Origin of the sequence: Paraburkholderia sp. UCT31 (genome assembly GCF_014397655.1) — a bacterium.
GTDB classification, from domain to species: Bacteria; Pseudomonadota; Gammaproteobacteria; order Burkholderiales; family Burkholderiaceae; genus Paraburkholderia; species Paraburkholderia tuberum.
The window spans coordinates 110,517-135,318 of sequence record NZ_VZQP01000020.1; the positions used below are offsets into that span (position 1 = coordinate 110,517).

Annotated in this window: 24 protein-coding genes, 1 tRNA gene and 1 pseudogene; all 26 read right to left on the minus strand. The window is 59.8% G+C overall.

The features are described 5' to 3' along the window. Nucleotides 1–91: 91 nt before the first annotated feature. Nucleotides 92–364: a 30S ribosomal protein S17 gene (gene rpsQ / locus F6X40_RS18810; RefSeq protein WP_184052225.1), complete on the minus strand. Its 273-nt coding sequence runs from the start codon at nt 362–364 to the stop codon at nt 92–94. Continuing rightward, a complete protein-coding gene (gene rpmC / locus F6X40_RS18815; protein WP_007180130.1) occupies nt 361–555 on the minus strand; it encodes a 50S ribosomal protein L29 in 195 nt (64 codons plus the stop codon). The genes rpsQ and rpmC overlap by 4 nt, the downstream gene beginning before the upstream one ends. A 10-nt stretch (nt 556–565) precedes the next feature. Further along, nucleotides 566–982: a 50S ribosomal protein L16 gene (gene rplP, locus F6X40_RS18820; protein WP_008923342.1), complete on the minus strand. Its 417-nt coding sequence runs from the start codon at nt 980–982 to the stop codon at nt 566–568. Between the two features lie 2 nt (nt 983–984). Then, entirely contained in the window at nt 985–1,791 is an 807-nt protein-coding gene (gene rpsC / locus F6X40_RS18825; protein ID WP_012434570.1) for a 30S ribosomal protein S3, read from the minus strand. Nucleotides 1,792–1,802: 11 nt separating this feature from the next. Further along, the gene (rplV, locus tag F6X40_RS18830; RefSeq protein ID WP_004199272.1) at nt 1,803–2,132 is read right to left on the minus strand and encodes a 50S ribosomal protein L22; all 330 of its coding nucleotides are present in this window, start codon (nt 2,130–2,132) and stop codon (nt 1,803–1,805) included. 12 nt (nt 2,133–2,144) lie between these two features. Beyond that, nucleotides 2,145–2,420 (minus strand): 30S ribosomal protein S19, encoded by a 276-nt coding sequence (gene rpsS, locus F6X40_RS18835; protein ID WP_006998484.1) that lies wholly within the window; start codon nt 2,418–2,420, stop codon nt 2,145–2,147. 10 nt (nt 2,421–2,430) lie between these two features. Then, nucleotides 2,431–3,258: a 50S ribosomal protein L2 gene (gene rplB, locus F6X40_RS18840; protein WP_018420149.1), complete on the minus strand. Its 828-nt coding sequence runs from the start codon at nt 3,256–3,258 to the stop codon at nt 2,431–2,433. Between the two features lie 2 nt (nt 3,259–3,260). Beyond that, complete coding sequence (rplW, locus tag F6X40_RS18845; RefSeq protein ID WP_008923345.1) at nt 3,261–3,575, minus strand: 50S ribosomal protein L23; 315 nt, start codon at nt 3,573–3,575, stop codon at nt 3,261–3,263. Then, complete coding sequence (rplD, locus tag F6X40_RS18850) at nt 3,572–4,192, minus strand: 50S ribosomal protein L4 (protein WP_090802165.1); 621 nt, start codon at nt 4,190–4,192, stop codon at nt 3,572–3,574. The genes rplW and rplD overlap by 4 nt, the downstream gene beginning before the upstream one ends. Then, a complete protein-coding gene (gene rplC / locus F6X40_RS18855) occupies nt 4,192–4,851 on the minus strand; it encodes a 50S ribosomal protein L3 (protein WP_187628827.1) in 660 nt (219 codons plus the stop codon). Before rplC ends, rplD begins: the two co-directional genes overlap by 1 nt. A gap of 201 nt (nt 4,852–5,052) precedes the next feature. After that, entirely contained in the window at nt 5,053–5,364 is a 312-nt protein-coding gene (rpsJ, locus tag F6X40_RS18860) for a 30S ribosomal protein S10 (protein ID WP_006998489.1), read from the minus strand. Between the two features lie 127 nt (nt 5,365–5,491). After that, nucleotides 5,492–6,682 carry an elongation factor Tu gene (gene tuf / locus F6X40_RS18865; protein WP_187628828.1) on the minus strand — a complete coding sequence of 397 codons (1,191 nt, stop codon included), beginning with the start codon at nt 6,680–6,682 and terminating at the stop codon, nt 5,492–5,494. Nucleotides 6,683–6,730: 48 nt separating this feature from the next. Continuing rightward, on the minus strand, nt 6,731–8,833 hold the full coding sequence (gene fusA, locus F6X40_RS18870; RefSeq protein ID WP_090802169.1) for an elongation factor G: 2,103 nt from the start codon (nt 8,831–8,833) through the stop codon (nt 6,731–6,733). 131 nt (nt 8,834–8,964) lie between these two features. Further along, nucleotides 8,965–9,435: a 30S ribosomal protein S7 gene (rpsG, locus tag F6X40_RS18875; protein ID WP_006053291.1), complete on the minus strand. Its 471-nt coding sequence runs from the start codon at nt 9,433–9,435 to the stop codon at nt 8,965–8,967. Between the two features lie 180 nt (nt 9,436–9,615). Further along, a complete protein-coding gene (gene rpsL, locus F6X40_RS18880; protein WP_006053290.1) occupies nt 9,616–9,996 on the minus strand; it encodes a 30S ribosomal protein S12 in 381 nt (126 codons plus the stop codon). Between the two features lie 217 nt (nt 9,997–10,213). Further along, on the minus strand, nt 10,214–12,061 hold the full coding sequence (gene recQ, locus F6X40_RS18885; RefSeq protein WP_187628829.1) for a DNA helicase RecQ: 1,848 nt from the start codon (nt 12,059–12,061) through the stop codon (nt 10,214–10,216). A 224-nt stretch (nt 12,062–12,285) separates the two neighbouring features. Continuing rightward, a complete protein-coding gene (gene rpoC / locus F6X40_RS18890; protein ID WP_184070693.1) occupies nt 12,286–16,524 on the minus strand; it encodes a DNA-directed RNA polymerase subunit beta' in 4,239 nt (1,412 codons plus the stop codon). Between the two features lie 21 nt (nt 16,525–16,545). Then, a complete protein-coding gene (gene rpoB, locus F6X40_RS18895; RefSeq protein WP_184040838.1) occupies nt 16,546–20,652 on the minus strand; it encodes a DNA-directed RNA polymerase subunit beta in 4,107 nt (1,368 codons plus the stop codon). Nucleotides 20,653–21,021: 369 nt separating this feature from the next. Next, a complete protein-coding gene (rplL, locus tag F6X40_RS18900; RefSeq protein WP_018420143.1) occupies nt 21,022–21,399 on the minus strand; it encodes a 50S ribosomal protein L7/L12 in 378 nt (125 codons plus the stop codon). A 63-nt stretch (nt 21,400–21,462) separates the two neighbouring features. Further along, entirely contained in the window at nt 21,463–21,966 is a 504-nt protein-coding gene (rplJ, locus tag F6X40_RS18905; RefSeq protein ID WP_062129470.1) for a 50S ribosomal protein L10, read from the minus strand. Nucleotides 21,967–22,269: 303 nt separating this feature from the next. After that, complete coding sequence (gene rplA / locus F6X40_RS18910) at nt 22,270–22,968, minus strand: 50S ribosomal protein L1 (protein ID WP_184070695.1); 699 nt, start codon at nt 22,966–22,968, stop codon at nt 22,270–22,272. After that, the gene (gene rplK, locus F6X40_RS18915) at nt 22,969–23,400 is read right to left on the minus strand and encodes a 50S ribosomal protein L11 (protein WP_008922976.1); all 432 of its coding nucleotides are present in this window, start codon (nt 23,398–23,400) and stop codon (nt 22,969–22,971) included. A gap of 161 nt (nt 23,401–23,561) precedes the next feature. Next, nucleotides 23,562–24,119: a transcription termination/antitermination protein NusG gene (gene nusG, locus F6X40_RS18920; RefSeq protein ID WP_013090767.1), complete on the minus strand. Its 558-nt coding sequence runs from the start codon at nt 24,117–24,119 to the stop codon at nt 23,562–23,564. Nucleotide 24,120: 1 nt separating this feature from the next. Continuing rightward, a complete protein-coding gene (gene secE, locus F6X40_RS18925) occupies nt 24,121–24,501 on the minus strand; it encodes a preprotein translocase subunit SecE (RefSeq protein WP_184040841.1) in 381 nt (126 codons plus the stop codon). Between the two features lie 34 nt (nt 24,502–24,535). Then, nucleotides 24,536–24,611, minus strand: a tRNA-Trp gene (locus F6X40_RS18930). A gap of 64 nt (nt 24,612–24,675) precedes the next feature. Then, nucleotides 24,676–24,802 (minus strand): annotated as a pseudogene (tuf, locus tag F6X40_RS18935) (elongation factor Tu); the annotation flags it as partial.

Below are 24,802 nucleotides of genomic sequence, written 5' to 3' on the forward strand. Positions count from 1 at the left end.
ACAAAGAGGGAAGACCGAGAGTATATCAAATAATCTCGGTCTTGCAAGCGAAACTTACTGCGATTTCAACTACTTCTACAGCTTTGCGACATTAGATGACGCGAGCAGCCTCGACCAGGCGAGCCACAACCCAAGCCTTCGTCTTCGAAATCGGACGAGTTTCCTGGATTTCAACGAGGTCGCCCTCGTTGTACGTGTTCGCGTCGTCATGCGCGTGGTACTTCTTCGACCGCACGACGTACTTGCCGTAGATCGGGTGCTTCACGCGGTGCTCGACCAGCACGGTAACCGTCTTGTCCATCTTGTTGCTGACGACCTTGCCGACCAGCGTCCGCTTGAGCGAGTTTTTTACGCTATCGTTCATTTCTGGTTCGCCTTCTCAGTCAGGACGGTCCGCACACGCGCGATGTCGCGACGGACCTTCTTCAGCTGGCTCGTGTTCGTGAGCTGCTGGGTCGCGAGTTGCATGCGCAGGCCAAATTGCGCCTTCAACAGGTCCGACAGCTCCTTGTTGAGCGCGGCCTGATCTTTCTGGTGAAGTTCGGAAGCCTTCATCATTTGCTCCTTAGGCGCCGAGCTGACGCACGATAAACGTCGTCTTCAGCGGCAGCTTCGCTGCAGCCAGACGGAACGCTTCGCGCGCCAGTTCTTCGGTTACGCCGTCCATTTCGTACAGCATCTTGCCCGGTTGAATCTCAGCGACGTAGTACTCCGGGTTACCCTTACCGTTACCCATACGCACTTCCGCCGGCTTGGTCGAGATCGGCTTGTCCGGGAAAATCCGGATCCAGATGCGGCCACCGCGCTTGATGTGACGCGTCATTGCACGACGCGCCGCTTCAATCTGGCGCGCGGTCAGACGGCCACGACCGACAGCCTTCAGGCCGAACTCACCGAACGACACCGCGTTGCCGCGGGTAGCAACGCCGGTGTTACGACCTTTCTGCTCTTTGCGATACTTTCTGCGTTTCGGTTGCAGCATCGTTATTCTCCAGTCTTCCCGTCGCCGCCGGCACCGCCAGCACGTCGGGGAGCGCCACGGCGTGCACCTGCCGGGCCACCACCTTCACCATCACGACGCGGACGGCGATCGCCACCCGGACGTGCGTTGCGGCGCGGACGCTTTTCTTCGGCGACTTCTTCGACCACCGGTGCGTCGTTGCGGCCGAGCGTGTCGCCCTTGTAGACCCACACCTTCACACCGATGATGCCGTACGTCGTCTTTGCTTCCGACGTTGCGTAGTCGATATCCGCACGCAGCGTATGAAGCGGCACGCGACCTTCGCGATACCATTCCGTACGGGCGATTTCGATACCGTTCAGACGGCCAGCGCTCATGATCTTGATGCCTTGAGCACCCAGACGCATCGCGTTCTGCATCGCACGCTTCATCGCGCGGCGGAACATGATCCGGCGCTCGAGCTGTTGCGTGATCGAATCAGCGATCAGTTGCGCGTCCGTTTCCGGCTTGCGGATTTCTTCGATGTTGACGTGAACCGGAACGCCCATGCGCTTTTGCAGCTCGGACTTCAGCAGTTCGATGTCTTCACCCTTCTTGCCGATCACGACACCCGGACGCGAGCTGAAAATCGTGATACGCGCGTTCTTTGCAGGACGCTCGATCACAACGCGGCCGACGGACGCGTTCTTCAGCTTCTTCTTCAGGTATTCCCGAACACCGATGTCTTCCTGCAACATCGCCGCGAAATTGTTGTTGTTCGCGTACCAACGCGAAGCCCAATTGCGGCTGACGGCCAAACGGAAGCCAGTCGGATGAATTTTCTGTCCCATCGTATGGCCCCTTAATTCCCGACCGTCACAGTGATGTGACAGGATTGCTTCTCGATGCGGTTACCGCGGCCTTTAGCGCGCGCGGTGAAACGCTTCAGCGATGCTGCCTTGTCGACGTAGATGCTCTTGATCTTGAGCTCGTCGATATCGGCGCCTTCGTTGTGCTCCGCATTCGCGATCGCCGACAGCACGACCTTTTTCACGATCCCCGCAGCCTTCTTCGGCGAGAATGTCAGAACGTTCAGCGCCTTGTCGACCGGCAAACCGCGGATCTGGTCAGCCACAAGGCGCGTTTTCTGCGCCGAGATGCGGGCACCGCGATGAATTGCTTTCACTTCCATCTTGATTGCCCCTTATTTCTTGGCCTTCTTGTCGGCCGCGTGTCCCTTGAACGTACGGGTCAGTGCGAACTCGCCAAGCTTGTGGCCGACCATGTTTTCCGTGACATACACCGGAACGTGTTGACGGCCGTTGTGAACGGCGATCGTCAGGCCGATGAAGTCCGGCAGGATCGTCGAGCGACGCGACCAGGTCTTGATCGGTTTCTTGTCACGCGATGCTGCAGCCGCCTCAACCTTCTTCAGCAAATGGGCGTCGCAGAACGGACCTTTCTTAATAGAACGTGCCATTGCCTACTCCTTAACGCTTGTGACGGCGCTGGACGATCATGCTCGTCGTGCGCTTGTTGCTGCGGGTGCGATAGCCCTTCGTCGGCGTGCCCCACGGGCTCACCGGATCGCGGCCTGCCGCAGTCTTGCCCTCGCCACCACCGTGCGGGTGGTCGACCGGGTTCATTGCAACGCCACGCACCGTCGGGCGGATACCGCGCCAGCGGTTCGCACCAGCCTTACCGATTTGACGGAGGCTATGCTCTTCGTTGCCTACTTCACCGATCGTTGCGCGGCATTCAACGTGAACGCGGCGGATTTCGCCCGAACGCAGACGAACCTGCGCGTAGATGCCTTCGCGAGCCAGCAGCATCGCCGACGTACCCGCCGAACGCGCCATTTGCGCGCCCTTGCCCGGCAGCATTTCGATGCAGTGAATCGTCGTACCGACCGGGATGTTGCGGATCGGCAGCGTGTTACCTGCGCGGATCGGCGCCTCCGAACCCGACATCAGCTGTTGACCGACGGTAATACCCTTCGGAGCGATGATGTAGCGGCGCTCGCCGTCTGCGTACAGAACCAGCGCGATGTTCGCGCTACGGTTCGGGTCGTACTCGAGACGCTCGACCTTTGCGGGAATACCATCCTTCGTGCGACGGAAGTCGACGACACGATAGTGATGCTTGTGACCACCACCCTTGTGACGCGTGGTGATGTGACCGTTGTTGTTACGGCCGGCGGTCGACGACTGCGTGTCGAGCAGCGCTGCGAACGGCTTGCCCTTGTGCAGTTCCTTGTTGACCACCTTGACCATCGCGCGGCGACCCGGCGAAGTCGGCTTAACTTTCACGATTGCCATGATTACTTGGCCTCCGCTTCAAAGTTGATTTCCTGGCCGGGCTTCAGGCAGACGTACGCCTTCTTCACGTCCTTGCGCTTGCCCATGAAGCGACCAAAGCGCTTGGCTTTGCCCTTCGCGACCAGCACGTTGACGGAATCGACTTCCACCTTGAACAGCAGCTCGACTGCAGCTTTCACTTCCTGCTTCGTGGCATCCGGCGCGACTTCGAACACAACCTGTTCGTTCTTGTCGGCCACCAGCGTCGCCTTTTCGGAGACCACCGGCGCGAGCAGGACCTGCATCAAACGATGATCGTTCTTGCGAATCTCGCTCATGACAGCAACTCCTCGATCTGGGCGACCGCAGCCTTCGTGATCAGGATCTTCTTGAAGTAGATCAGCGACAGCGGGTCGGCGTAACGCGGCTCCACAACCGCCACGTGGGCGAGGTTGCGCGACGCGAGGTACAGGTTTTCGTCAACCGTGTCGGTAATCACCAGCACGGAATCGAGACCCATCGCCTTGAATTTTTCGGCCAGCAGCTTCGTCTTCGGCGCTTCGAGCGTCAACTCGTCGACCACCGAGATGCGGCCTTCGCGGGCCAACTGCGAGAAGATCGAGCAGAGACCTGCACGATGCATCTTCTTGTTGACCTTGTGCGAAAAGTTTTCTTCCGGCGAATTCGGGAAAATACGGCCACCGCCGCGCCACAGCGGGCTCGACGACATACCGGCACGGGCGCGGCCCGTACCCTTCTGGCGCCACGGCTTCTTGGTCGTGTGTTTGACCTGCTCACGATCCTTCTGCGCGCGGTTGCCGCTACGGGCATTCGCCTGGTACGCAACCACCACCTGGTGAATCAGGGCTTCGTTGTAGTCGCGGCCGAACACGACGTCCGACGCGCTAACGCCTGCACTTTCCTGACCATTGGCATTCAGGAGCTTAAGTTCCATTATTTCGCTCCTTTCACGGCACGCGTCTTCACGGCCGGCGTAACGAATACCTTGCCACCCTTCGCACCCGGAACGGCGCCCTTGACCAGCAGCAGCTTGCGGTCAGCATCGATACGAGCGATTTCGAGGTTTTGCACCGTTACCTTCTCATCACCCATGTGACCGGTCATGCGCTTACCCGGGAAAACACGACCCGGATCCTGCGCCATACCGATCGAGCCCGGCACGTTGTGCGAGCGCGAGTTACCGTGGGATGCACGGCCAGACGAGAAGTTATAACGCTTGATGGTACCGGCGTAGCCTTTACCGATCGACACGCCTTGCACGTCGACCTTCTGGCCCACTTCGAACAGCTCGGGACCAACCACGGCGCTGCTCGACAGTTCGGCAGCCTTAGCGGCATCGACCTGGAATTCTTTGAGGATTTCACCGGCTTGAACACCGGCTTTGGCGAGATGACCTGCCAACGGCTTCGTCACGCGGGATGCACGGCGCGTACCGAAGGCAACCTGCACGGCCGTGTAGCCGTCGGTTTCAACAGTCTTGATCTGCGTCACGCGGTTGTCGGACACGTCCAGCACGGTGACGGGAATTGAATCCCCTTCAGCCGTGAAGATACGGGTCATGCCAACCTTGCGACCTACGAGTCCAAGGCTCATCGTTTTCTCCATTCCCGACTGCGATTGGTCGGGGCTAATTTACAAAATGCCGGCACCGCTTCGGGCATGAAACCATGCTGCAGGACGCCGACTTTTTTACGCAAATGCGCGAAAAGCTCAACAGTATAGCGAGCCTTTTCGTTTTCCGCAAGCAATCAATGACTTAGCGTTGCCCGGGTGGCCGGGCAAGGGCTGGAAGCCTTACTGCAGCTTGATTTCAACGTCCACGCCAGCCGGGAGATCCAGCTTCATGAGCGCGTCGACGGTCTTGTCCGTCGGGTCAACGATGTCCATCAGACGCTGGTGGGTGCGGATTTCGAGCTGGTCACGCGACGTCTTGTTGACGTGCGGCGAACGCAGGATGTCGAAGCGTTGAATGCGGGTCGGCAGGGGTACGGGACCACGAACAATCGCGCCAGTCCGCTTTGCCGTATCGACGATTTCAGCTGCCGATTGGTCGATCAGGCGATAGTCGAAAGCCTTCAGGCGAATGCGGATTTTCTGGTTCTGCATGACAAATTCCTTGAAAAGAGCGAGGCGATATTGCACCGCCGATTAGAAAAAGAACGTAGGCTCGGACGCTCGCGCAGAGCGAGTGCCCGAGCCCGGGCGCTACAGACTGCTACAGCAATCGTCGATTTTACTCGATGATCTTGGCGACGACACCAGCGCCGACCGTACGGCCACCCTCGCGAATTGCGAAGCGCAGACCTTCTTCCATCGCGATCGGGTTGATCAGTTTCACCGTGATCGACACGTTGTCGCCCGGCATCACCATTTCCTTGTCCTTCGGCAGCTCGATCGAGCCGGTCACGTCCGTCGTACGGAAGTAGAACTGCGGACGGTAGTTGTTGAAGAACGGCGTGTGACGGCCGCCTTCGTCCTTGCTCAGCACGTACACTTCAGCCGTGAAGTGCGTGTGCGGGTTGATCGAACCCGGCTTGGCCAGAACCTGACCACGCTCCACGTCTTCACGCTTCGTGCCGCGCAGCAGGATACCAACGTTGTCGCCTGCCTGACCCTGGTCGAGCAGCTTGCGGAACATTTCCACGCCCGTGCAGGTCGTCTTGGCCGTTGCGCGGATACCGACGATCTCGATTTCCTCGCCAACCTTGATCACGCCGCGCTCGACGCGACCCGTCACCACCGTGCCGCGACCCGAGATCGAGAACACGTCTTCCACCGGCATCAGGAACGCACCGTCAACCGCGCGCTCCGGCGTCGGGATGTACGTGTCCAGCGCATCGGCCAGGTTCATGATCGCTACCTCACCCAACTCGCCCTTGTCGCCTTCCAGCGCCAGCTTGGCCGAACCCTTGATGATCGGCGTGTCGTCGCCCGGGAAGTCGTACTTCGACAGAAGTTCGCGAACTTCCATCTCGACGAGTTCCAGCAGCTCGGCGTCGTCCACCATGTCGCACTTGTTCAGGAACACGATGATGTACGGAACGCCAACCTGACGCGCCAGCAGGATGTGCTCACGCGTTTGCGGCATCGGGCCGTCGGCAGCCGAGCACACCAGGATTGCGCCGTCCATCTGCGCCGCGCCCGTGATCATGTTCTTCACGTAGTCTGCGTGGCCCGGGCAGTCGACGTGTGCGTAGTGGCGGTTAGCCGTTTCGTACTCGACGTGCGCGGTGTTGATGGTAATGCCACGCGCCTTTTCTTCCGGCGCCGCGTCGATCTGGTCGTACGCCTTCGCTTCGCCGCCAAACTTCTGCGTCAGGACCGTCGTGATCGCTGCCGTCAACGTGGTCTTGCCGTGGTCAACGTGACCGATCGTGCCCACGTTCACGTGCGGCTTGGTCCGCTCGAATCTACCTTTAGCCATGTTTCTCTTCTTTCAGAAAGTTAATCGTTGAATGACTTTGCCGCGCGATTACTTCGACTTCGCGTTGATGATCGCTTCCGACACGTTACGCGGAGCTTCAGCGTAGTGCTTGAACTCCATCGTGTACGTTGCACGGCCTTGCGTCAGCGAACGCAGAGACGTCGAGTAGCCGAACATTTCCGACAGCGGCACTTCGGCGCGAACGATCTTGCCGCCGCCAACCATGTCATCCATGCCCTGAACAATACCGCGACGGCCAGAGAGGTCGCCCATCACGTTGCCCATGTAGTCTTCCGGCGTTTCGACTTCGACAGCCATCATCGGTTCGAGGATGACCGGCTGTGCCTTGCGCATCGCTTCCTTGAACGCCATCGAACCGGCCATGCGGAACGCGTTTTCGTTCGAGTCGACATCGTGGTAGGAACCGAACGTCAGGTGAACCTTCACGTCCACGACCGGGAAGCCCGCCAGCACGCCGGCCTTCAGCGTTTCCTGGATACCCTTGTCGACTGCCGGGATGTATTCACGCGGAATCACACCGCCCTTGATCTCGTCCAGGAACTCGTAGCCCTTGCCTTGCTCGTTCGGCTCGAGCGTGATGACCGCGTGACCGTACTGGCCGCGACCACCCGACTGCTTGACGAACTTGCCGTCAACGTCTTCCGCCTTGCCGCGAATCGTTTCGCGGTAAGCCACCTGCGGCTTGCCAACCGTTGCTTCAACGCCGAACTCACGCTTCATCCGGTCGACCAGAATTTCCAAGTGGAGCTCGCCCATGCCCGAAATAATGGTTTGACCCGATTCTTCGTCCGTTTGAACGCGGAACGACGGATCTTCCTGCGCCAGACGGTTCAGGGCCAGACCCATCTTTTCCTGGTCCGGCTTCGTCTTCGGCTCAACAGCCTGCGAAATCACGGGTTCCGGGAAAACCATGCGCTCGAGCACGATCGGGCTCGTCGGATCGCACAGCGTGTCGCCCGTGGTCGCGTCCTTCAGGCCGACCGCAGCGGCGATGTCGCCTGCGCGCACTTCCTTGATTTCTTCGCGCTGGTTCGCGTGCATCTGCAGAATACGGCCCAGACGTTCCTTCTTGTCCTTGGTCGCGTTCAGCAGGGTGTCGCCCGAATTCACAACGCCAGAGTACACACGGAAGAAGATCAGTTGGCCGACGAACGGGTCGGTCATGATCTTGAACGCCAGTGCCGAGAACTTTTCGTCGTCAGCAGCGCGGCGCTCACCCTTTTCACCGTTTTCCAGCTCGCCGGTAACCGGCGGGATGTCGATCGGCGACGGCAGGAAGTCGAGCACGGCGTCCAGCATGCGCTGCACACCCTTGTTCTTGAACGCGGTGCCGCACAGCATCGGCTGGATTTCGCAAGCGATCGTACGATCGCGCAGACCCTTGATGATTTCCTCTTCGGTCAGCTCACCCGACTCGAGGTACTTGTTCATCATGTCTTCGTTCGCTTCCGCCGCGGCTTCGACCATCTTTTCACGCCATTCGTTGCATGTGTCGACGAGCTCTGCCGGGATGTCTTCGTACGAGAACTTGGTGCCTTGCGACGCGTCGTCCCAAATGATCGCCTTCATCTTCATCAGATCGACGACGCCCGTGAAGTTCTCTTCCGCGCCGATAGGCACGACGACCGGAACCGGGTTCGCCTTCAGACGCAGCTTGAGCTGGTCGTAGACCTTGAAGAAGTTCGCGCCGGTACGGTCCATCTTGTTGATGAACGCGAGACGGGGAACCTTGTACTTGTTAGCCTGACGCCACACGGTTTCCGACTGGGGCTGCACGCCGCCTACAGCGCAGTACACCATGCACGCGCCGTCGAGCACGCGCATCGAGCGCTCGACTTCAATCGTGAAGTCGACGTGACCCGGGGTGTCGATGATGTTGATGCGGTGTTCGGCGCGGTCGCCCGCCATGCCCTTCCAGAATGCCGTGGTAGCAGCGGAAGTAATCGTGATGCCGCGCTCCTGTTCCTGCTCCATCCAGTCCATGGTGGCAGCGCCGTCGTGAACTTCACCAATCTTGTGGTTCACGCCCGTGTAGAACAGAATGCGCTCGGTCGTCGTCGTTTTGCCGGCGTCGATGTGAGCGCTAATACCGATGTTACGGTAGCGCTCGATAGGAGTCTTGCGAGCCACTTTGATCCTCTATTGGGATGACGCGATGCGAGAGATGTCCATCGCGCTGTAACACAAACGGGCGAGGCGCCTTTGAAGCGCACCCGCCCGGAATTTCTTTCCGTTTTCCGCTAAACCCGGGGTGGGGAAGCTTAGAAACGGAAGTGCGAGAACGCCTTGTTGGCTTCTGCCATCCGGTGAACTTCGTCGCGCTTCTTCATCGCGCCGCCACGGCCTTCGGCCGCTTCGGAGAGCTCACCTGCCAGACGCAGGGCCATCGACTTCTCGCTGCGCTTCTTCGCGGCTTCACGCAGCCAACGCATCGCCAATGCCATACGACGCGACGGGCGCACTTCGACCGGAACCTGATAGTTCGCACCACCAACGCGGCGGCTCTTCACTTCTACCACCGGCTTGACGTTGTTGAGCGCCACCGTGAACACTTCCAGCGGGTCCTTGCCACCCTTGGTCTGGATCTGTTCGAAAGCGCCGTACACGATACGCTCGGCAACCGACTTCTTGCCGGAGAGCATCAGCACGTTCATGAATTTTGCTACATCAACGTTGCCAAACTTCGGATCCGGCAACACTTCCCGCTTAGGGACTTCGCGACGACGCGGCATGTTTCTTCCTTTACTTTTCAGTTGGAGCTGCTTACAGCCCCGCGGCCACCAACTAACCCGATTCATCCGTAAGACTAACCAGCCTGGTCGGGTGACCACTTACTCGATAGCACCGGCGATTCCGGCACCATCGCTATTACCGCCTTTGCAGGCGACCTGAAACTACGATCGACCGGCTAATTACTTGCCAGCCTTGGCACGCTTTGCACCGTACTTCGAGCGAGCCTGCTTACGATCCTTGACGCCCTGGGTATCCAGCGAGCCGCGAACCATGTGGTAACGCACACCCGGCAAGTCCTTCACACGGCCGCCGCGAATCAGCACGACCGAGTGTTCCTGCAGGTTGTGGCCTTCGCCACCAATGTACGAAATGACTTCGAAGCCGTTCGTCAGACGAACCTTGGCGACCTTACGGAGTGCCGAGTTCGGCTTCTTCGGCGTCGTGGTGTACACACGGGTGCACACGCCGCGACGCTGGGGGCAGTCCTGCAAAGCCGGGCTCTTGCTCTTCGTCGTTTCCGACGTGCGGCCTTTGCGAACCAGTTGATTGATGGTTGGCATTGATTATTCCTGAAATTGAACAAAATCGACGCATCGGTTTCCGGGCAAAGCGGAAACGCCCGCGCATCGAACTTCCGGCTGGCCCGCTCACGCACGAACTGAAGTTGCGCGTAGCATTCCAAGAACCGGAACCTAACATAATATTCCGAAAATACTAAGGGAGTCAACAGGTTGCGGTGTTTCGCCCCTGTCAATCCGGCTAAACAGCCAGACGACGTCAGTCTGCCGCTACGACGTGCAGCAATTCGTAGCCGAAACGGTCCAGTTTACGCGCCCCCATGCCCGGAATCCCGCGCAGATCGTCGATCGAATCGGGGCCGAGACGGGCGATTTCCGCGAGCGTCGCGTCATGGAAAATCACATAAGCCGGCACTCCGTCGCTCTTCGCGGTTTCTGTGCGCCACATGCGTAGACGCTCCCAGCGGGCCCGCTCGCGAGGGCCCATGCCAATGGTCGGATCGGCGCGCTCGCTCGTACGACCCGACGATTGACGCGTGCGTGTCGGCTTGACGTAGCGACGCATCGTCACCTTCTGCTCGCCCTTGAGCACCGGCTTGCTCGCCTCCGTCAGCACGAGCGAACCGAAGCCCTCGTGGTGGACCGTCAGGTAACCGAACGCGACGAGTTGGCGAAAGATCGCACGCCACTCCGGCTCACCGAGCGCCGCGCCGATACCGAACGTGGTCAGCTTCTCGTGGCCACGCTGCAGGATTTTTTCGCTGCGGTTGCCACGCAAAATATCTATCAGGTGTCCGGCTCCGAAATGAAAGCCGCTCGCACGCTGCGCGCGAAACACGCACGACAGCGCCATCTGAGCCTCGCGCGTTGCATCCCAGGTCGGCGGCGGCTCGAGGCAGTTGTCGCAGTTGCCGCACGGCTGGCTCGTTTCGCCGAAGTACGCGAGCAGGCGCACCCGCCGGCAAGTCGCCGTTTCGCACAAACCGAGCAGCGCGTCGAGCTTGCCGGTCTGGACCCGCTTGTGCGCGTCGTCTGCTTCGGATTCGTCGATCATCTTGCGCTGCTGCACGACGTCGCCGAGCCCGTAGGCCATCCACGCGTTCGACGGCAGTCCGTCGCGGCCCGCGCGGCCGGTCTCCTGGTAGTACCCTTCCACGCTCTTGGGCAAATCCAGATGCGCGACGAACCGCACGTCGGGTTTGTCGATGCCCATGCCGAACGCAATCGTCGCGCACATCACGATGCCTTCCTCGCGCTGGAACATCTCCTGATGTTTCTGGCGCACCTCGAACTCCATGCCGGCGTGGTATGGCAGCGCGCGCATGCCCTTTTCCTTCAGCCACTCCGCGGTTTCCTCGACCTTGCGGCGCGACAGGCAATAAACGACGCCCGCGTCGGTCGTACCGTCGGCTTTCGTATGCTCGGCGCGGATGAAGTCGAGCAGTTGCGTGCGCGCGTTGTCTTTTTCGGCGATGCGATAGCGGATGTTCGGCCGATCGAAACTCGACACGAACACGCGCGCATCTTCGAGCGCGAGACGGTGGATGATTTCGTCGCGCGTGATCGCGTCGGCGGTCGCCGTCAGCGCGATGCGCGGGACATTCGGAAAGCGCTCGTGCAGCACCGACAGCTGAATATATTCGGGCCGGAAATCGTGTCCCCATTGCGACACGCAGTGCGCTTCGTCGATCGCGAAAAGACCGATGCGCGTGCGTTCGAGCAGTTCCTGGAAGCGCGGCGTCATCAGCCGCTCCGGTGCGACGTAGAGCAGATCGATGTCGCCGTCGCGGAGCGCCCGCTCGGTGGCCACCGCCTCCGCGCTCGACAACGTTGAGTTCAGGTACGCGGCCCGCACGCCGACTTCGGTCAGCGCGGCCACCTGATCCTGCATCAGCGCGATCAGTGGCGACACCACGATGCCGGCGCCAAAGCCGCATTCGCGCCGCACCAGCGACGGGATCTGATAGCACAGCGATTTGCCGCCGCCCGTCGGCATCAGCACAAGGCAATCGCCACCGTCGGCGACGTGCTCGACAATTTCGCCCTGCTGCCCTCTGAACGCGGGATAACCAAAGACTTCATTGAGGATTTCGAGCGGTCGGGACATGTATTTGAGAGAGACGGCGAAAGGAACGGCACGCAGGCGGTGAGACGAATTTTACCAACCCATTCGTGCCGCGCCCGCGCTTTGCGACAACGTTAGCCATCGGGCCTAGGACTGCTCCGGCACGTGGCACCCATGCACGCGCAAAAAGAGCAAAAAAAAACCGCTCAGTCGAAACTGAGCGGCCTTCGTGGCTCGTGAGGCATGGCGGCTTGCGCCGCCAGCACTTACTCGCCCGAGTGTTGCTGTTCGGCAGCCGGCGTTTCCGGCGTACCGAATTCGAACGACTCTTCCGCTGCGATCTGATCGAAACGCTCGCGGTCGGCCAGTTCCTTGCTCTTGCGCGCCTTGTGGAACGCGAGACCCGTACCGGCCGGAATCAGGCGGCCGACGATCACGTTTTCCTTCAGGCCACGCAGGTCGTCGCGCTTGCCCATGATCGCCGCTTCGGTCAGCACGCGGGTCGTTTCCTGGAACGACGCCGCGGAGATGAACGAATCGGTCGACAGCGACGCCTTCGTGATACCGAGCAGCACGTTTTCGTACGTTGCCGGACGCTTGTCTTCCGCGATCATACGGTCGTTCTCGTCGAGCATGTCCGACCGCTCGACCTGTTCGCCCGGGATGAAACGCGTGTCGCCGTTGTCCGAAATCTGCACGCGGCGCAACATCTGACGCACGATCACTTCGATGTGCTTGTCGTTGATCTTCACGCCTTGCAGACGGTACACGTCCTGCACTTCGTCCACGATGTAGCGCGACAGCGCCTCGACGCCCTGCAGACGCAGGATGTCGTGCGGATCCGCCGGTCCGTCGACGATCATTTCGCCCTTGTTGACGACCTGACCATCGTGCACCAGAACCTGCTTTTCCTTCGCGATCAGGAACTCGTGCTGGTTGCCCTCGAGGTCCGTGATAACGAGACGCTGCTTGCCCTTCGTGTCCTTACCGAACGACGTCGTACCCGTGACTTCCGCCAGGATACCCGCGTCCTTCGGCGAACGTGCTTCGAACAGTTCCGCCACACGCGGCAGACCACCGGTAATGTCACGCGTCTTCTGCGATTCGGTCGGGATACGTGCGAGCACTTCGCCGACCTGCACCTGCTGACCGTCCTTCACGGTGATCAGCGCGCCGACCTGGAAGCCGATCTGCACCGAGTGCTCGGTGTTCGGGATCTTCACTTCCTCGCCGTTCGCATCGAGCAGCTTGACCTGCGGACGCACCGTCTTCGACGCCTGCGAACCACGACGCTTCACGTCGATCACGACGAGCGTGGACAGACCCGTCACGTCGTCGATCTGTTTCGCGACCGTCACGCCTTCCTCGACGTTCTCGAACTTCACCGTACCACCATACTCGGTGATGATCGGACGCGTCATCGGATCCCACGTGGCCAGTTGCGTGCCAGCCTTGATCTGCGCACCGTCGAGCTGCAGCAGCGTGGCGCCGTACGGCACCTTGTGACGCTCGCGCTCGCGGCCGTGATCGTCGGTGATCATCGCTTCACCCGAACGCGAGATGACGATCTGCTCGCCCTTCGCATTCGTGACGTAACGCATCGTCGACGTGAAACGCACCGTACCGTTCGACTTCGCTTCGACCGACGATGCCACCGCCGCACGCGACGCCGCGCCACCGATGTGGAACGTACGCATCGTGAGCTGCGTGCCCGGTTCACCGATTGACTGCGCCGCGATCACGCCGACCGCTTCGCCGACGTTCACCAGCGAGCCGCGGCCGAGGTCGCGACCGTAGCAGGCCGCGCACAGACCGTAGCGCGTTTCGCAGGTCAGCGGCGTGCGCACGCGCACTTCGTCGATGCCGAGGCGTTCGATGTCTTCGACCGCGTCTTCGTCGAGCAGTGTGCCCGCTTCGAACAGCGTTTCCTGCGATTCCGGGTTGACGATGTCAGCCACGGCCACGCGACCCAGGATACGGTCACGCAGCGCTTCGACCACTTCACCGCCTTCCACGAGCGCCTTCATCGCCACGCCGTTCGACGTGCCGCAATCCTCCTCGACGACGACCAGATCCTGCGTCACGTCGACGAGACGACGCGTCAGGTAACCCGAGTTCGCGGTCTTCAGTGCCGTATCAGCCAGACCCTTACGTGCACCGTGGGTCGAGATGAAGTACTGCAACACGTTCAGACCTTCGCGGAAGTTCGCCGTAATCGGCGTCTCGATGATCGAGCCGTCCGGCTTCGCCATCAGACCGCGCATACCGGCCAGCTGACGGATCTGAACCGCGGAACCACGAGCGCCTGAGTCCGCCATCATGTAGATGGAGTTGAACGACTCCTGACGCGTCTGGTTGCCGTCGCGGTCCGTGACCGGTTCCGTCGACAGCTGCTCCATCATTGCCTTGCCGACCGCTTCCGACGTCGCCGACCAGATGTCGACCACGTTGTTGTAGCGCTCCTGCGCAGTGACGAGACCCGACATGTACTGACGGTCGTATTCCTTCACCTTCTTCGCGGCGTCGCCAACGATGGTTTCCTTCTGCGGCGGTACGAGCATGTCGTCGACGCAAATCGAAATACCAGCACGCGTTGCCAGACGGAAGCCCGACTGCATCAGTTGGTCGGCGAAAATCACCGTCTCACGCAGACCGCACTTGCGGAACGCGGTGTTGATCAGACGCGAGATTTCCTTCTTCTTCAGCGGCTTGTTCAGCACCGAGAACGGCAGACCCGGCGGCAGGATTTCCGACAGGATCGAGCGGCCAACCGTGGTCGCATACAGCGTGATCTTCGGTACGAACGCCGGCCCGCCTTCCGACTTGTCTTCGTTGTGGACCATTTCGGTGATCCGCACGTTGACGCGCGAGGCCAGTTCGACTTCCTTGTTCTCGTACGCGCGCAGCACTTCCGACACGCCCGTGAACGTCAGGCCTTCGCCCTTGCCGTTCACCGCTTCACGCGTCGCGTAGTACAGGCCGAGCACGATATCCTGCGACGGCACGATCGACGGATCGCCGTTAGCCGGGAACAGTACGTTGTTCGACGCGAGCATCAGTGTGCGCGCTTCCATCTGCGCTTCGAGCGACAGCGGCACGTGAACGGCCATCTGGTCACCGTCGAAGTCGGCGTTGAACGCCGCGCAAACGAGCGGGTGCAGCTGGATTGCCTTACCTTCGATCAGCACCGGCTCGAAAGCCTGGATGCCGAGACGGTGCAGCGTCGGCGCACGGTTCAGCATGACCGGATGTTCGCGGATCACCTCTTCGAGGATGTCCCACACCACCGGTGTCTGGTTCTCGACCTCCTTCTTCGCAGCCTTGATGGTGGTAGCGACACCCATCACTTCGAGCTTGTTGAAGATGAACGGCTTGAACAGTTCGAGCGCCATCAGCTTCGGCAGACCGCACTGATGCAGCTTCAGCGTCGGGCCGACCACGATCACCGAACGGCCCGAGTAGTCGACACGCTTACCGAGCAGGTTCTGACGGAAGCGACCGCCCTTACCCTTGATCATGTCCGCGAGCGACTTCAGTGGACGCTTGTTCGCACCGGTCATCGCCTTGCCGCGACGGCCGTTGTCGAGCAGCGAGTCGACGGCTTCCTGCAGCATCCGCTTTTCGTTGCGGACGATGATTTCAGGCGCCTTCAGCTCGAGCAAACGCTTCAACCGGTTGTTACGGTTGATCACGCGGCGATACAGGTCGTTCAGGTCCGACGTCGCGAAACGGCCGCCGTCGAGCGGGACGAGCGGACGCAGTTCCGGCGGCAGCACCGGCAGCACTTCGAGGACCATCCAGTCCGGCTTGATGCCCGAACGCTGGAACGCCTCGAGCACTTTCAGGCGCTTCGCGTACTTCTTGATCTTCGCTTCCGAGCCGGTGTTCTTGAGCTCCGTGCGCAGCAGCTCGACCTGCTCGTCGATGTTGATCGCGCGCAGCAGTTCGCGAATACCTTCCGCGCCCATCTCGGCACGGAATTCGTCGCCGTATTCCTCGACCTTGTTGTAGTAATCCTCTTCGGTCATGATCTGCCGCGCTTTGAGCGGCGTCATGCCCGGATCGATCACCACGTATGCTTCGAAGTACAGCACGCGCTCGATGTCGCGCAGCGTCATGTCGAGCACCATGCCCAGACGCGACGGCAGCGACTTCAGGAACCAGATGTGCGCGACCGGCGAGGCCAGCTCAATGTGGCCCATTCGCTCACGACGCACCTTCGCGAGCGTCACTTCGACGCCGCACTTCTCGCAGATCACGCCGCGGTGCTTCAGGCGCTTGTACTTGCCGCAAAGGCATTCGTAGTCCTTGATCGGACCGAAAATCTTCGCGCAGAACAGACCATCGCGCTCCGGCTTGAACGTGCGGTAGTTGATGGTTTCCGGCTTCTTGACTTCACCGAACGACCACGAACGGATCTTGTCCGGCGAGGCCAGACCGATCTTGATCGCGTCGAAAACTTCAGGTTGTTGGACTTGCTTGAATAGATCGAGCAAAGCTTTCATCGCTTCTCTCCAGTAGTCCGATTAGTTCCGGTCCAGGTCGATGTCGATACCCAGCGACCGGATTTCCTTCACCAACACGTTGAACGACTCAGGCATGCCGGCATCGATCACGTGATCGCCCTTGACCAGGTTCTCGTAAACCTTGGTCCGGCCCGTCACGTCGTCCGACTTCACCGTCAGCATTTCCTGCAGCACGTACGATGCGCCGTACGCTTCGAGCGCCCACACTTCCATTTCACCGAAACGCTGGCCACCGAACTGCGCCTTACCGCCCAACGGCTGCTGCGTGACGAGCGAGTACGGGCCCGTGGAACGCGCGTGCATCTTGTCGTCGACCAGGTGGTGCAGCTTCAGGTAGTGCATGTAGCCGACCGTCACCGTACGTTCGAACATCTCGCCCGTGCGACCGTCGAACAGACGCACCTGGTTCTTCGACGGCGTCATGCCGAGGTTTTCAGCGATGTCGTCCGGGAACGCCAGATCGAGCGCGCGGGACATTTCTTCTTCCGTCGCACCGTCGAACACCGGCGTTGCGAACGGCACGCCTTCGCGCAGGTTCTTCGCCAGTTCGAGGATTTCGTCGTCGCTGAAGCTGTCCAGCTCTTCGGCGCGGCCCGATTCGTTGTAGATCTTGATCAGGAATTCGCGCAGTTCAGCGATCTTCGCCTGACGCTGCAGCATTTCGCCGATACGCCAGCCGAGACCCTTCGCGGCCCAACCCAGATGCACTTCGAGAACCTGACCCACGTTCATCCGCGACGGCACGCCGAGCGGGTTCAGAACGACGTCAGCCGGACGGCCGTCGGCCATGTAGGGCATGTCTTCGATCGGCACGATCTTCGACACGACACCCTTGTTACCGTGACGGCCTGCCATCTTGTCGCCAGGCTGCAGACGGCGCTTCACCGCCAGATACACCTTGACCATCTTCAGCACGCCCGGCGGCAGTTCGTCGCCTTGCGTGAGCTTCTTGCGCTTCTCTTCGAACGCGAGGTCGAACTGGTGACGCTTCTCTTCGATCGAGTTCTTGATCGCTTCGAGCTGGGCCGCTGCTTCTTCATCCGCGAGGCGGATGTCGAACCAGTGATAGTGGTCCAGATCTTCGAGGTAAGCGCGCTCGATCTTCGTGCCCTTCGCGAGCTTCTTCGGACCGCCATTCGCGACCTTGCCTTCGAGCATGCGCGCGAGACGCTGGAACGCATCACCTTCCACGATACGCAGCTGGTCGTTCAGGTCGAGACGATAGCGCTTCAGTTCATCGTCGATGATCTGTTGCGCGCGCTTGTCGCGCTGGATGCCTTCACGCGTGAATACCTGCACGTCGATCACGGTGCCGCTCATGCCCGACGGCACGCGCAGCGACGTGTCTTTCACGTCCGACGCCTTCTCACCGAAGATCGCGCGCAGCAGCTTTTCTTCCGGCGTCAGCTGCGTTTCGCCCTTCGGCGTGACCTTGCCGACCAGCACGTCGCCCGCTTCGACTTCCGCGCCGATGTACACGATGCCCGACTCGTCGAGACGGCCAAGCTGCACTTCGGCGAGATTCGAGATGTCGCGCGTGATTTCTTCCGGTCCGAGCTTCGTGTCGCGTGCAACGACGTTCAGTTCTTCGATGTGAATCGACGTGTAACGGTCGTCCGCAACGACCTTCTCCGAAATCAGGATGGAGTCTTCGAAGTTGTAGCCGTTCCATGGCATGAACGCGATCAGCATGTTCTGGCCGAGCGCGAGCTCGCCCAGATCGGTCGATGCGCCGTCAGCCAGCACGTCGCCGCGCGCAACCTTGTCGCCCATCTTCACGATCGGACGCTGGTTGATGTTCGTGTTCTGGTTCGAACGCGTGTACTTGATCAGATTGTAGATGTCGACGCCGACTTCACCCGCGACCGCTTCGTCGTCGTTCACGCGAATCACGATACGGCCCGCGTCGACGTAATCGACCACACCGCCACGCAGTGCCTGAACCGTCGTGCCCGAGTCGACCGCCACGGTGCGTTCGATGCCCGTACCGACGACCGGCTTTTCCGGACGCAGACACGGGACGGCCTGACGCTGCATGTTCGAGCCCATCAATGCGCGGTTCGCGTCGTCGTGCTCGAGGAACGGAATCAGCGAAGCTGCGACCGACACGATCTGCGACGGCGCCACGTCCATGTACTGAATGCGGTCCGGCGTGACCATCAGCGTTTCGCCCGCTTCACGCGACGACACGAGTTCATCGGTCAGCGTGCGGTCGTCAGCCACCGCCGCGTTCGCCTGAGCGATCACGTAACGGCCTTCTTCGATCGCCGACAGATAGTCAATCTGGTCGGTCACCTTGCCGTCCGCCACCTTGCGATACGGCGTTTCGAGGAAGCCGTATTCGTTCAGGTGCGCGTACAGAGCGAGCGAGTTGATCAGACCGATGTTCGGACCTTCCGGCGTTTCAATCGGGCACACACGGCCGTAGTGAGTTGGGTGCACGTCGCGGACTTCGAAGCCTGCGCGCTCACGAGTCAGACCGCCCGGGCCTAGTGCAGAAACACGACGCTTGTGCGTGATTTCCGACAGCGGATTGGTCTGGTCCATGAACTGCGACAGTTGCGACGACCCGAAGAACTCGCGAATCGCCGACGAGATCGGCTTCGAGTTGATCAGGTCGTGCGGCATCAAGTTTTCGCTTTCGGCCTGGCCGAGGCGTTCCTTCACAGCACGTTCGACACGCACGAGGCCCGCGCGGAACTGGTTCTCAGCGAGTTCGCCGACGCAGCGCACACGACGGTTGCCGAGGTGGTCGATGTCGTCCACTTCGCCCTTGCCGTTGCGCAGCTCGACGAGGATCTTGATCGTCGCGAGAATGTCGTCGTCCTGCAGCGTCATCGGACCGACGATTTCATCACGGCCGACGCGCCGGTTGAACTTCATACGACCCACCTTCGACAGGTCGTACGCTTCTTCGCTGTAGAACAGACGGTTGAACAGTGCCTCGACCGCTTCTTCGGTCGGCGGCTCGCCCGGACGCATCATGCGGTAGATCGCGATACGTGCGGCCATCTTATCGGCCGTTTCGTCGATACGCAGCGTCGACGAGATGTACGGACCCTGGTCCAGATCGTTCGTGTAGAGCGTCTGGATGTCCTTGATCTTCGCTTCGCGCAGCTTCTCGAGCACGGATTCGGTAATTTCGTCGTTGGCGTTCGCGATGACTTCACCCGTATCGCCGTCGATCACGTTCTTCGCGAGCACACGGCCGAGCAGATAATCTTCCGGCACCGAGATGAACTTGGTCTTCGCGTTATCGAGGTCGCGAATGTGCTTGGCGTTGATCCGCTTGTCCTTCTGGACGATCACGTTGCCATCGCGGTCCGTGATATCGAAGCGCGCGACTTCACCGCGCAAACGCTCCGGCACGAATTCCATCTGCGCGCCTTCCGGCATCAGCGTGAAATTGTCGAACACGAAGAAGTTTGCGAGGATCTGTTCCGGCGTCAGGCCGATTGCCTTTAGCAGGATCGTAACCGGCATCTTACGACGACGGTCGACGCGGAAGTACAGCACGTCCTTCGGGTCGAATTCGAAGTCGAGCCACGAGCCACGGTAGGGAATGATACGTGCCGAAAACAGCAGCTTGCCCGAGCTGTGCGTCTTGCCCTTGTCGTGTTCGAAGAAAACACCCGGCGAACGGTGCAGCTGCGAAACGATCACACGTTCGGTGCCGTTGATGACGAACGAACCGGTCGGCGTCATGAGCGGGATTTCGCCCATGTACACTTCCTGTTCCTTCACTTCTTTGACGACCGGCTTGCTCGGTGATTCTTTGTCGAGCAGCACCAGACGCACCTTGGCGCGCAGCGCCGAGCAGTACGTCAGACCGCGCTGCTGGCATTCCTTGATGTTGAATGCCGGCGGCGACAGCATGTAGCTGACGAACTCAAGACGCGCGAAGCCGTTGTGCGAAACGATCGGAAAAACGGAAGTAAACGCGGCCTGCAAGCCTTCCGGCTTGCGTTGCGTAGATGACGTATCTGCTTGCAGAAACGTGCTGAATGATTCAAGCTGGGTAGCCAGCAGGAAAGGTACTTGGTGAACGATGGGGCGCTTCGCAAAACTCTTGCGAATACGCTTCTTCTCGGTGAAGGAATATTGCATACGATCTCCGAATCACGGCGGGCATAGTTGTCGAGGCAGGATACCTTGATGAGACAACCCGAGTGTTCACCGACTGAGACCCGATGGCCGTCCGATGGCTTGAACGAGCCTAGAAGCTTGGTGGTTGGCCGCTACCAACCGCTGGCTGACGGCAGCGGATGCCTGTGTTGCCCGCTACCCGACCAAACTTGCCTTCTGCAGTCGCTTCAGAAGACAAAGAAAAATGCCGGTCAAAATTACCGTGGGCGTTTTTCTTTGGCTTCTCGGAATCACATTCCTGCCGGCATACGCCCGCAAAAACGCGTCCTCCACAAAGCACAAAAAGGCCGGCGGTGAAAAACCGCCAGCCTTCGCACAGCGCGTTGAAGCTTACTTGATTTCAACCTTCGCGCCGGCTTCTTCCAGCTTCTTCTTGGCTTCTTCAGCAGCAGCCTTGGGCACCGCTTCCTTAACGGGCTTCGGTGCACCGTCGACCAGATCCTTCGCTTCCTTCAGGCCGAGACCCGTCAATTCGCGAACAGCCTTAATGACCGAAACCTTGTTTGCACCGGTTTCTGCCAAGATGACCGTGAATTCGGTCTGCTCTTCAGCAGCAGCAGCGCCGCCGGCTGCACCTGCCGGGCCAGCCACTGCAACAGCAGCTGCCGAGACGCCAAACTTTTCTTCGAACGCCTTGACCAGCTCGTTCAGTTCCAGAACCGACATCGAGCCTACGGCTTCGAGGATGTCTTCTTTTGCGATTGCCATTTGAAATACTCCTAAATTGAATTCGGATACAGCCAGCGATCAATCACGCTCGACTGAAGTGCATTACGCAGCGGCTTCTTCGCCTTGCTTCTTTTCTGCCAGCGCGGCCAGAGCGCGCGCGAAGCCAGAAACAGGTGCCTGCATAACGTACAACAGCTTGGAGAGCAGTTCTTCGCGGCTCGGGATGCTTGCCAGCGCTTGCACGCCAGCCTTGTCCATCACCTTGCCTTCGTAGGAACCAGCCTTGATGACCAACTTGTCATTGCTCTTGCTGAAGTCATTGACGACCTTAGCAGCAGCAATCGCATCTTCCGAGATGCCGTAGATCAGGGGGCCAGTCATCTGCTCTGCCAGCGGAGCAAACGGGGTACCCTCGACGGCGCGACGCGCCAGCGTGTTCTTCAACACGCGAAGGTAAACCTGTTGCTCACGCGCTTTCGCGCGCAGCTTGGTCAGATCGCCAACCGCGATTCCACGATACTCAGCCAGAACCACGGTCTGAGCTTTCGCGACTTGCGCGGCAACCTCAGCGACGACGGCCTGCTTGCTTTCTTTGTTTAGTGGCACGGTTAACCTCCAGATTCGATACACGCAGCGTGCGCCTTGTGTACCGCATTCAATCACGGCGTCCGACCAGTCAGGAGTATTTCGACCGTCAAAAATCCGTATCGCTACAGACATCCAACGGCTTCATCACTACAAAACCTTTTCGGGTTCGCCATCTGCGTTGGCTTTACATTAAGGACCCGCCTACTTGCTGCGTGCCCACCAACGGTCTTTGACAACCGGCCGCGCGATGCAGACTGCCACCTCGCAACCGCCCAAAGCCCTTAAAAGCCGCCCCAACTCGCGCCGGAGCGGCGAAATTCATTACTGGGCAGCGATCGACGTCTGGTCGACACGAACACCAACACCCATCGTGCTCGACAGAGCGACCTTGCGCAGATACACGCCCTTGCTCGTTGCCGGCTTCGCCTTCTGCAGCGCTTCGATCAGCGCATTCAGGTTGTTGCGCAGTGCTGCCGGTTCAAACGAAGCGCGGCCGATCGTTGCGTGGATAATGCCGGCCTTGTCGACACGGAATTGCACCTGACCAGCCTTGGCGTTCTTGACCGCGGTCGCGACGTCCGGCGTGACCGTGCCAACCTTCGGGTTCGGCATCAGGCCACGCGGGCCGAGAATCTGCCCGAGCGTACCGACGATACGCATCGTGTCCGGCGAAGCGATCACGATGTCGAAGTTCAGGTTCCCGGCCTTGACCTGTTCGGCCAGGTCTTCCATACCGACGACGTCAGCACCAGCGGCACGAGCCTGCTCAGCCTTTTCGCCCTGCGCGAACACAGCGACGCGGACCGACTTACCGGTACCAGCGGGCAGCACGACCGAGCCGCGAACCACTTGATCCGACTTCTTTGCGTCAATGCCGAGTTGCACGGCGACGTCGATCGACTCGTCGAACTTCGCGCTTGCGCATTCCTTCACGAGCGACAGAGCGTCTTCGATCCGGTACAGCTTCTGACGATCCACTTTGGCTGCAAATGCTTGCAGACGCTTCGAAAGCTTAGCCATTTACACGCCCTCCACGGTGATGCCCATCGAGCGGGCGCTACCAGCGATCGTACGAACCGCTGCGTCCAGATCAGCAGCCGTCAGATCGGGCATCTTGGTCTTGGCGATATCTTCAGCTTGAGCGCGGGTGATCTTGCCGACCTTGTCGGTATGCGGCTTGCTCGAACCCTTGTCGAGCTTCGCTGCCTTCTTGATCAGAACCGTAGCCGGCGGCGTCTTCAGAACGAACGTGAAGCTCTTGTCCGCGAATGCCGTGATCACGACAGGAATCGGCAGACCCGGTTCCATCGCTTGAGTCTGCGCGTTGAACGCCTTGCAGAACTCCATGATGTTCAGGCCGCGCTGACCCAGTGCCGGACCAACCGGCGGCGACGGGTTGGCTTTACCTGCAGGAATCTGCAGCTTGATAAAGCCGATAATTTTCTTTGCCATTTCGAGAACCTCTGTGGAACGCCGCCTTACGGGCGGACGCTCAGTGAGTAGTAGCGCGTGTTCGCCGACAAACTGACTAGTTACGCTCCTCAACGGCCATTACGCGGACCGTAAGCGCGAAATACGGAACGCACCTAGCGGTGCGTTCCGTAAAATCTAGACTACAACTTTTCGACTTGGCCGAATTCCAACTCGACCGGCGTTGCGCGGCCGAAGATTGTAACGGAAACACGGACTCGCGACTTTTCGTAGTTCACTTCTTCGACGCTGCCGTTGAAATCTGTGAACGGGCCTTCTTTCACGCGCACCATCTCGCCTACCTCAAACAGGGTCTTCGGACGCGGCTTCTCCACGCCCTCCTGCATCTGCGACATGATCTTTTCAACTTCCCGAGGGGAGATCGGGCTCGGCCGATTACGCGCCCCGCCAACGAAGCCGGTCACCTTCGCCGTATTTTTCACGAGGTGCCACGTTTCGTCTGTCATTTCCATTTCGACTAAAACATAGCCCGGGAAGAAACGACGTTCGGTTACTGATTTGTGACCGCCCTTTACCTCAACAACCTCTTCCGTTGGAACGAGGATCTGGCCGAACTGTTCCTGCATACCAGCCCGCTCGATGCGCTCCTGAAGCGCTCGTTGCACGCTCTTCTCCATACCGGAATATGCGTGCACTACGTACCAACGTTTGCCGCTCGGGGATGCCGGAGTATCACTCATATCATTTCCAACCCAGAATCGCCGAGAAAATCGCCCACTCAATGGATTTATCACAAACCCAGAGGAAGATAGCCATCACGACTACGAAGCCGAAGACCACGAGTGTTGTTTGGGTCGCCTCTTTGCGACTCGGCCAAACTACCTTGCGGACCTCTTTGTATGAGTCATTGGCGAAAGCGATGAAACCCTTGCCAGGCGCCGAGAGAAGACCGACTGCGACACCCGCGATCGCACCAACAGCCAAGGCGGCTCCGCGGATGTACCATTCCTGGCCATTAAGCCAGAAGAACCCCACGAACCCGGCCAAGACCAGCAACACACCTGCGATCAACATCAACTTGTCGCCGGATGTATTTACAGTTTCGACGGAAGGATTCGCCATAACACCTTAACAAGCGCCACTACGGCGCGATAGTTGGCAGGGGCAGAGGGAATCGAACCCCCAACCTTCGGTTTTGGAGACCGACGCTCTGCCAGTTGAGCTATACCCCTAAACCATTTGGGGTTGACGACACCGCCAACCCCGATACAACCGATTATCGAGAACTCTCTGGCGTTACTCGATGATCTTGGCGACGACACCAGCGCCGACCGTACGGCCACCCTCGCGAATTGCGAAGCGCAGACCTTCTTCCATCGCGATCGGGTTGATCAGTTTCACCGTGATCGACACGTTGTCGCCC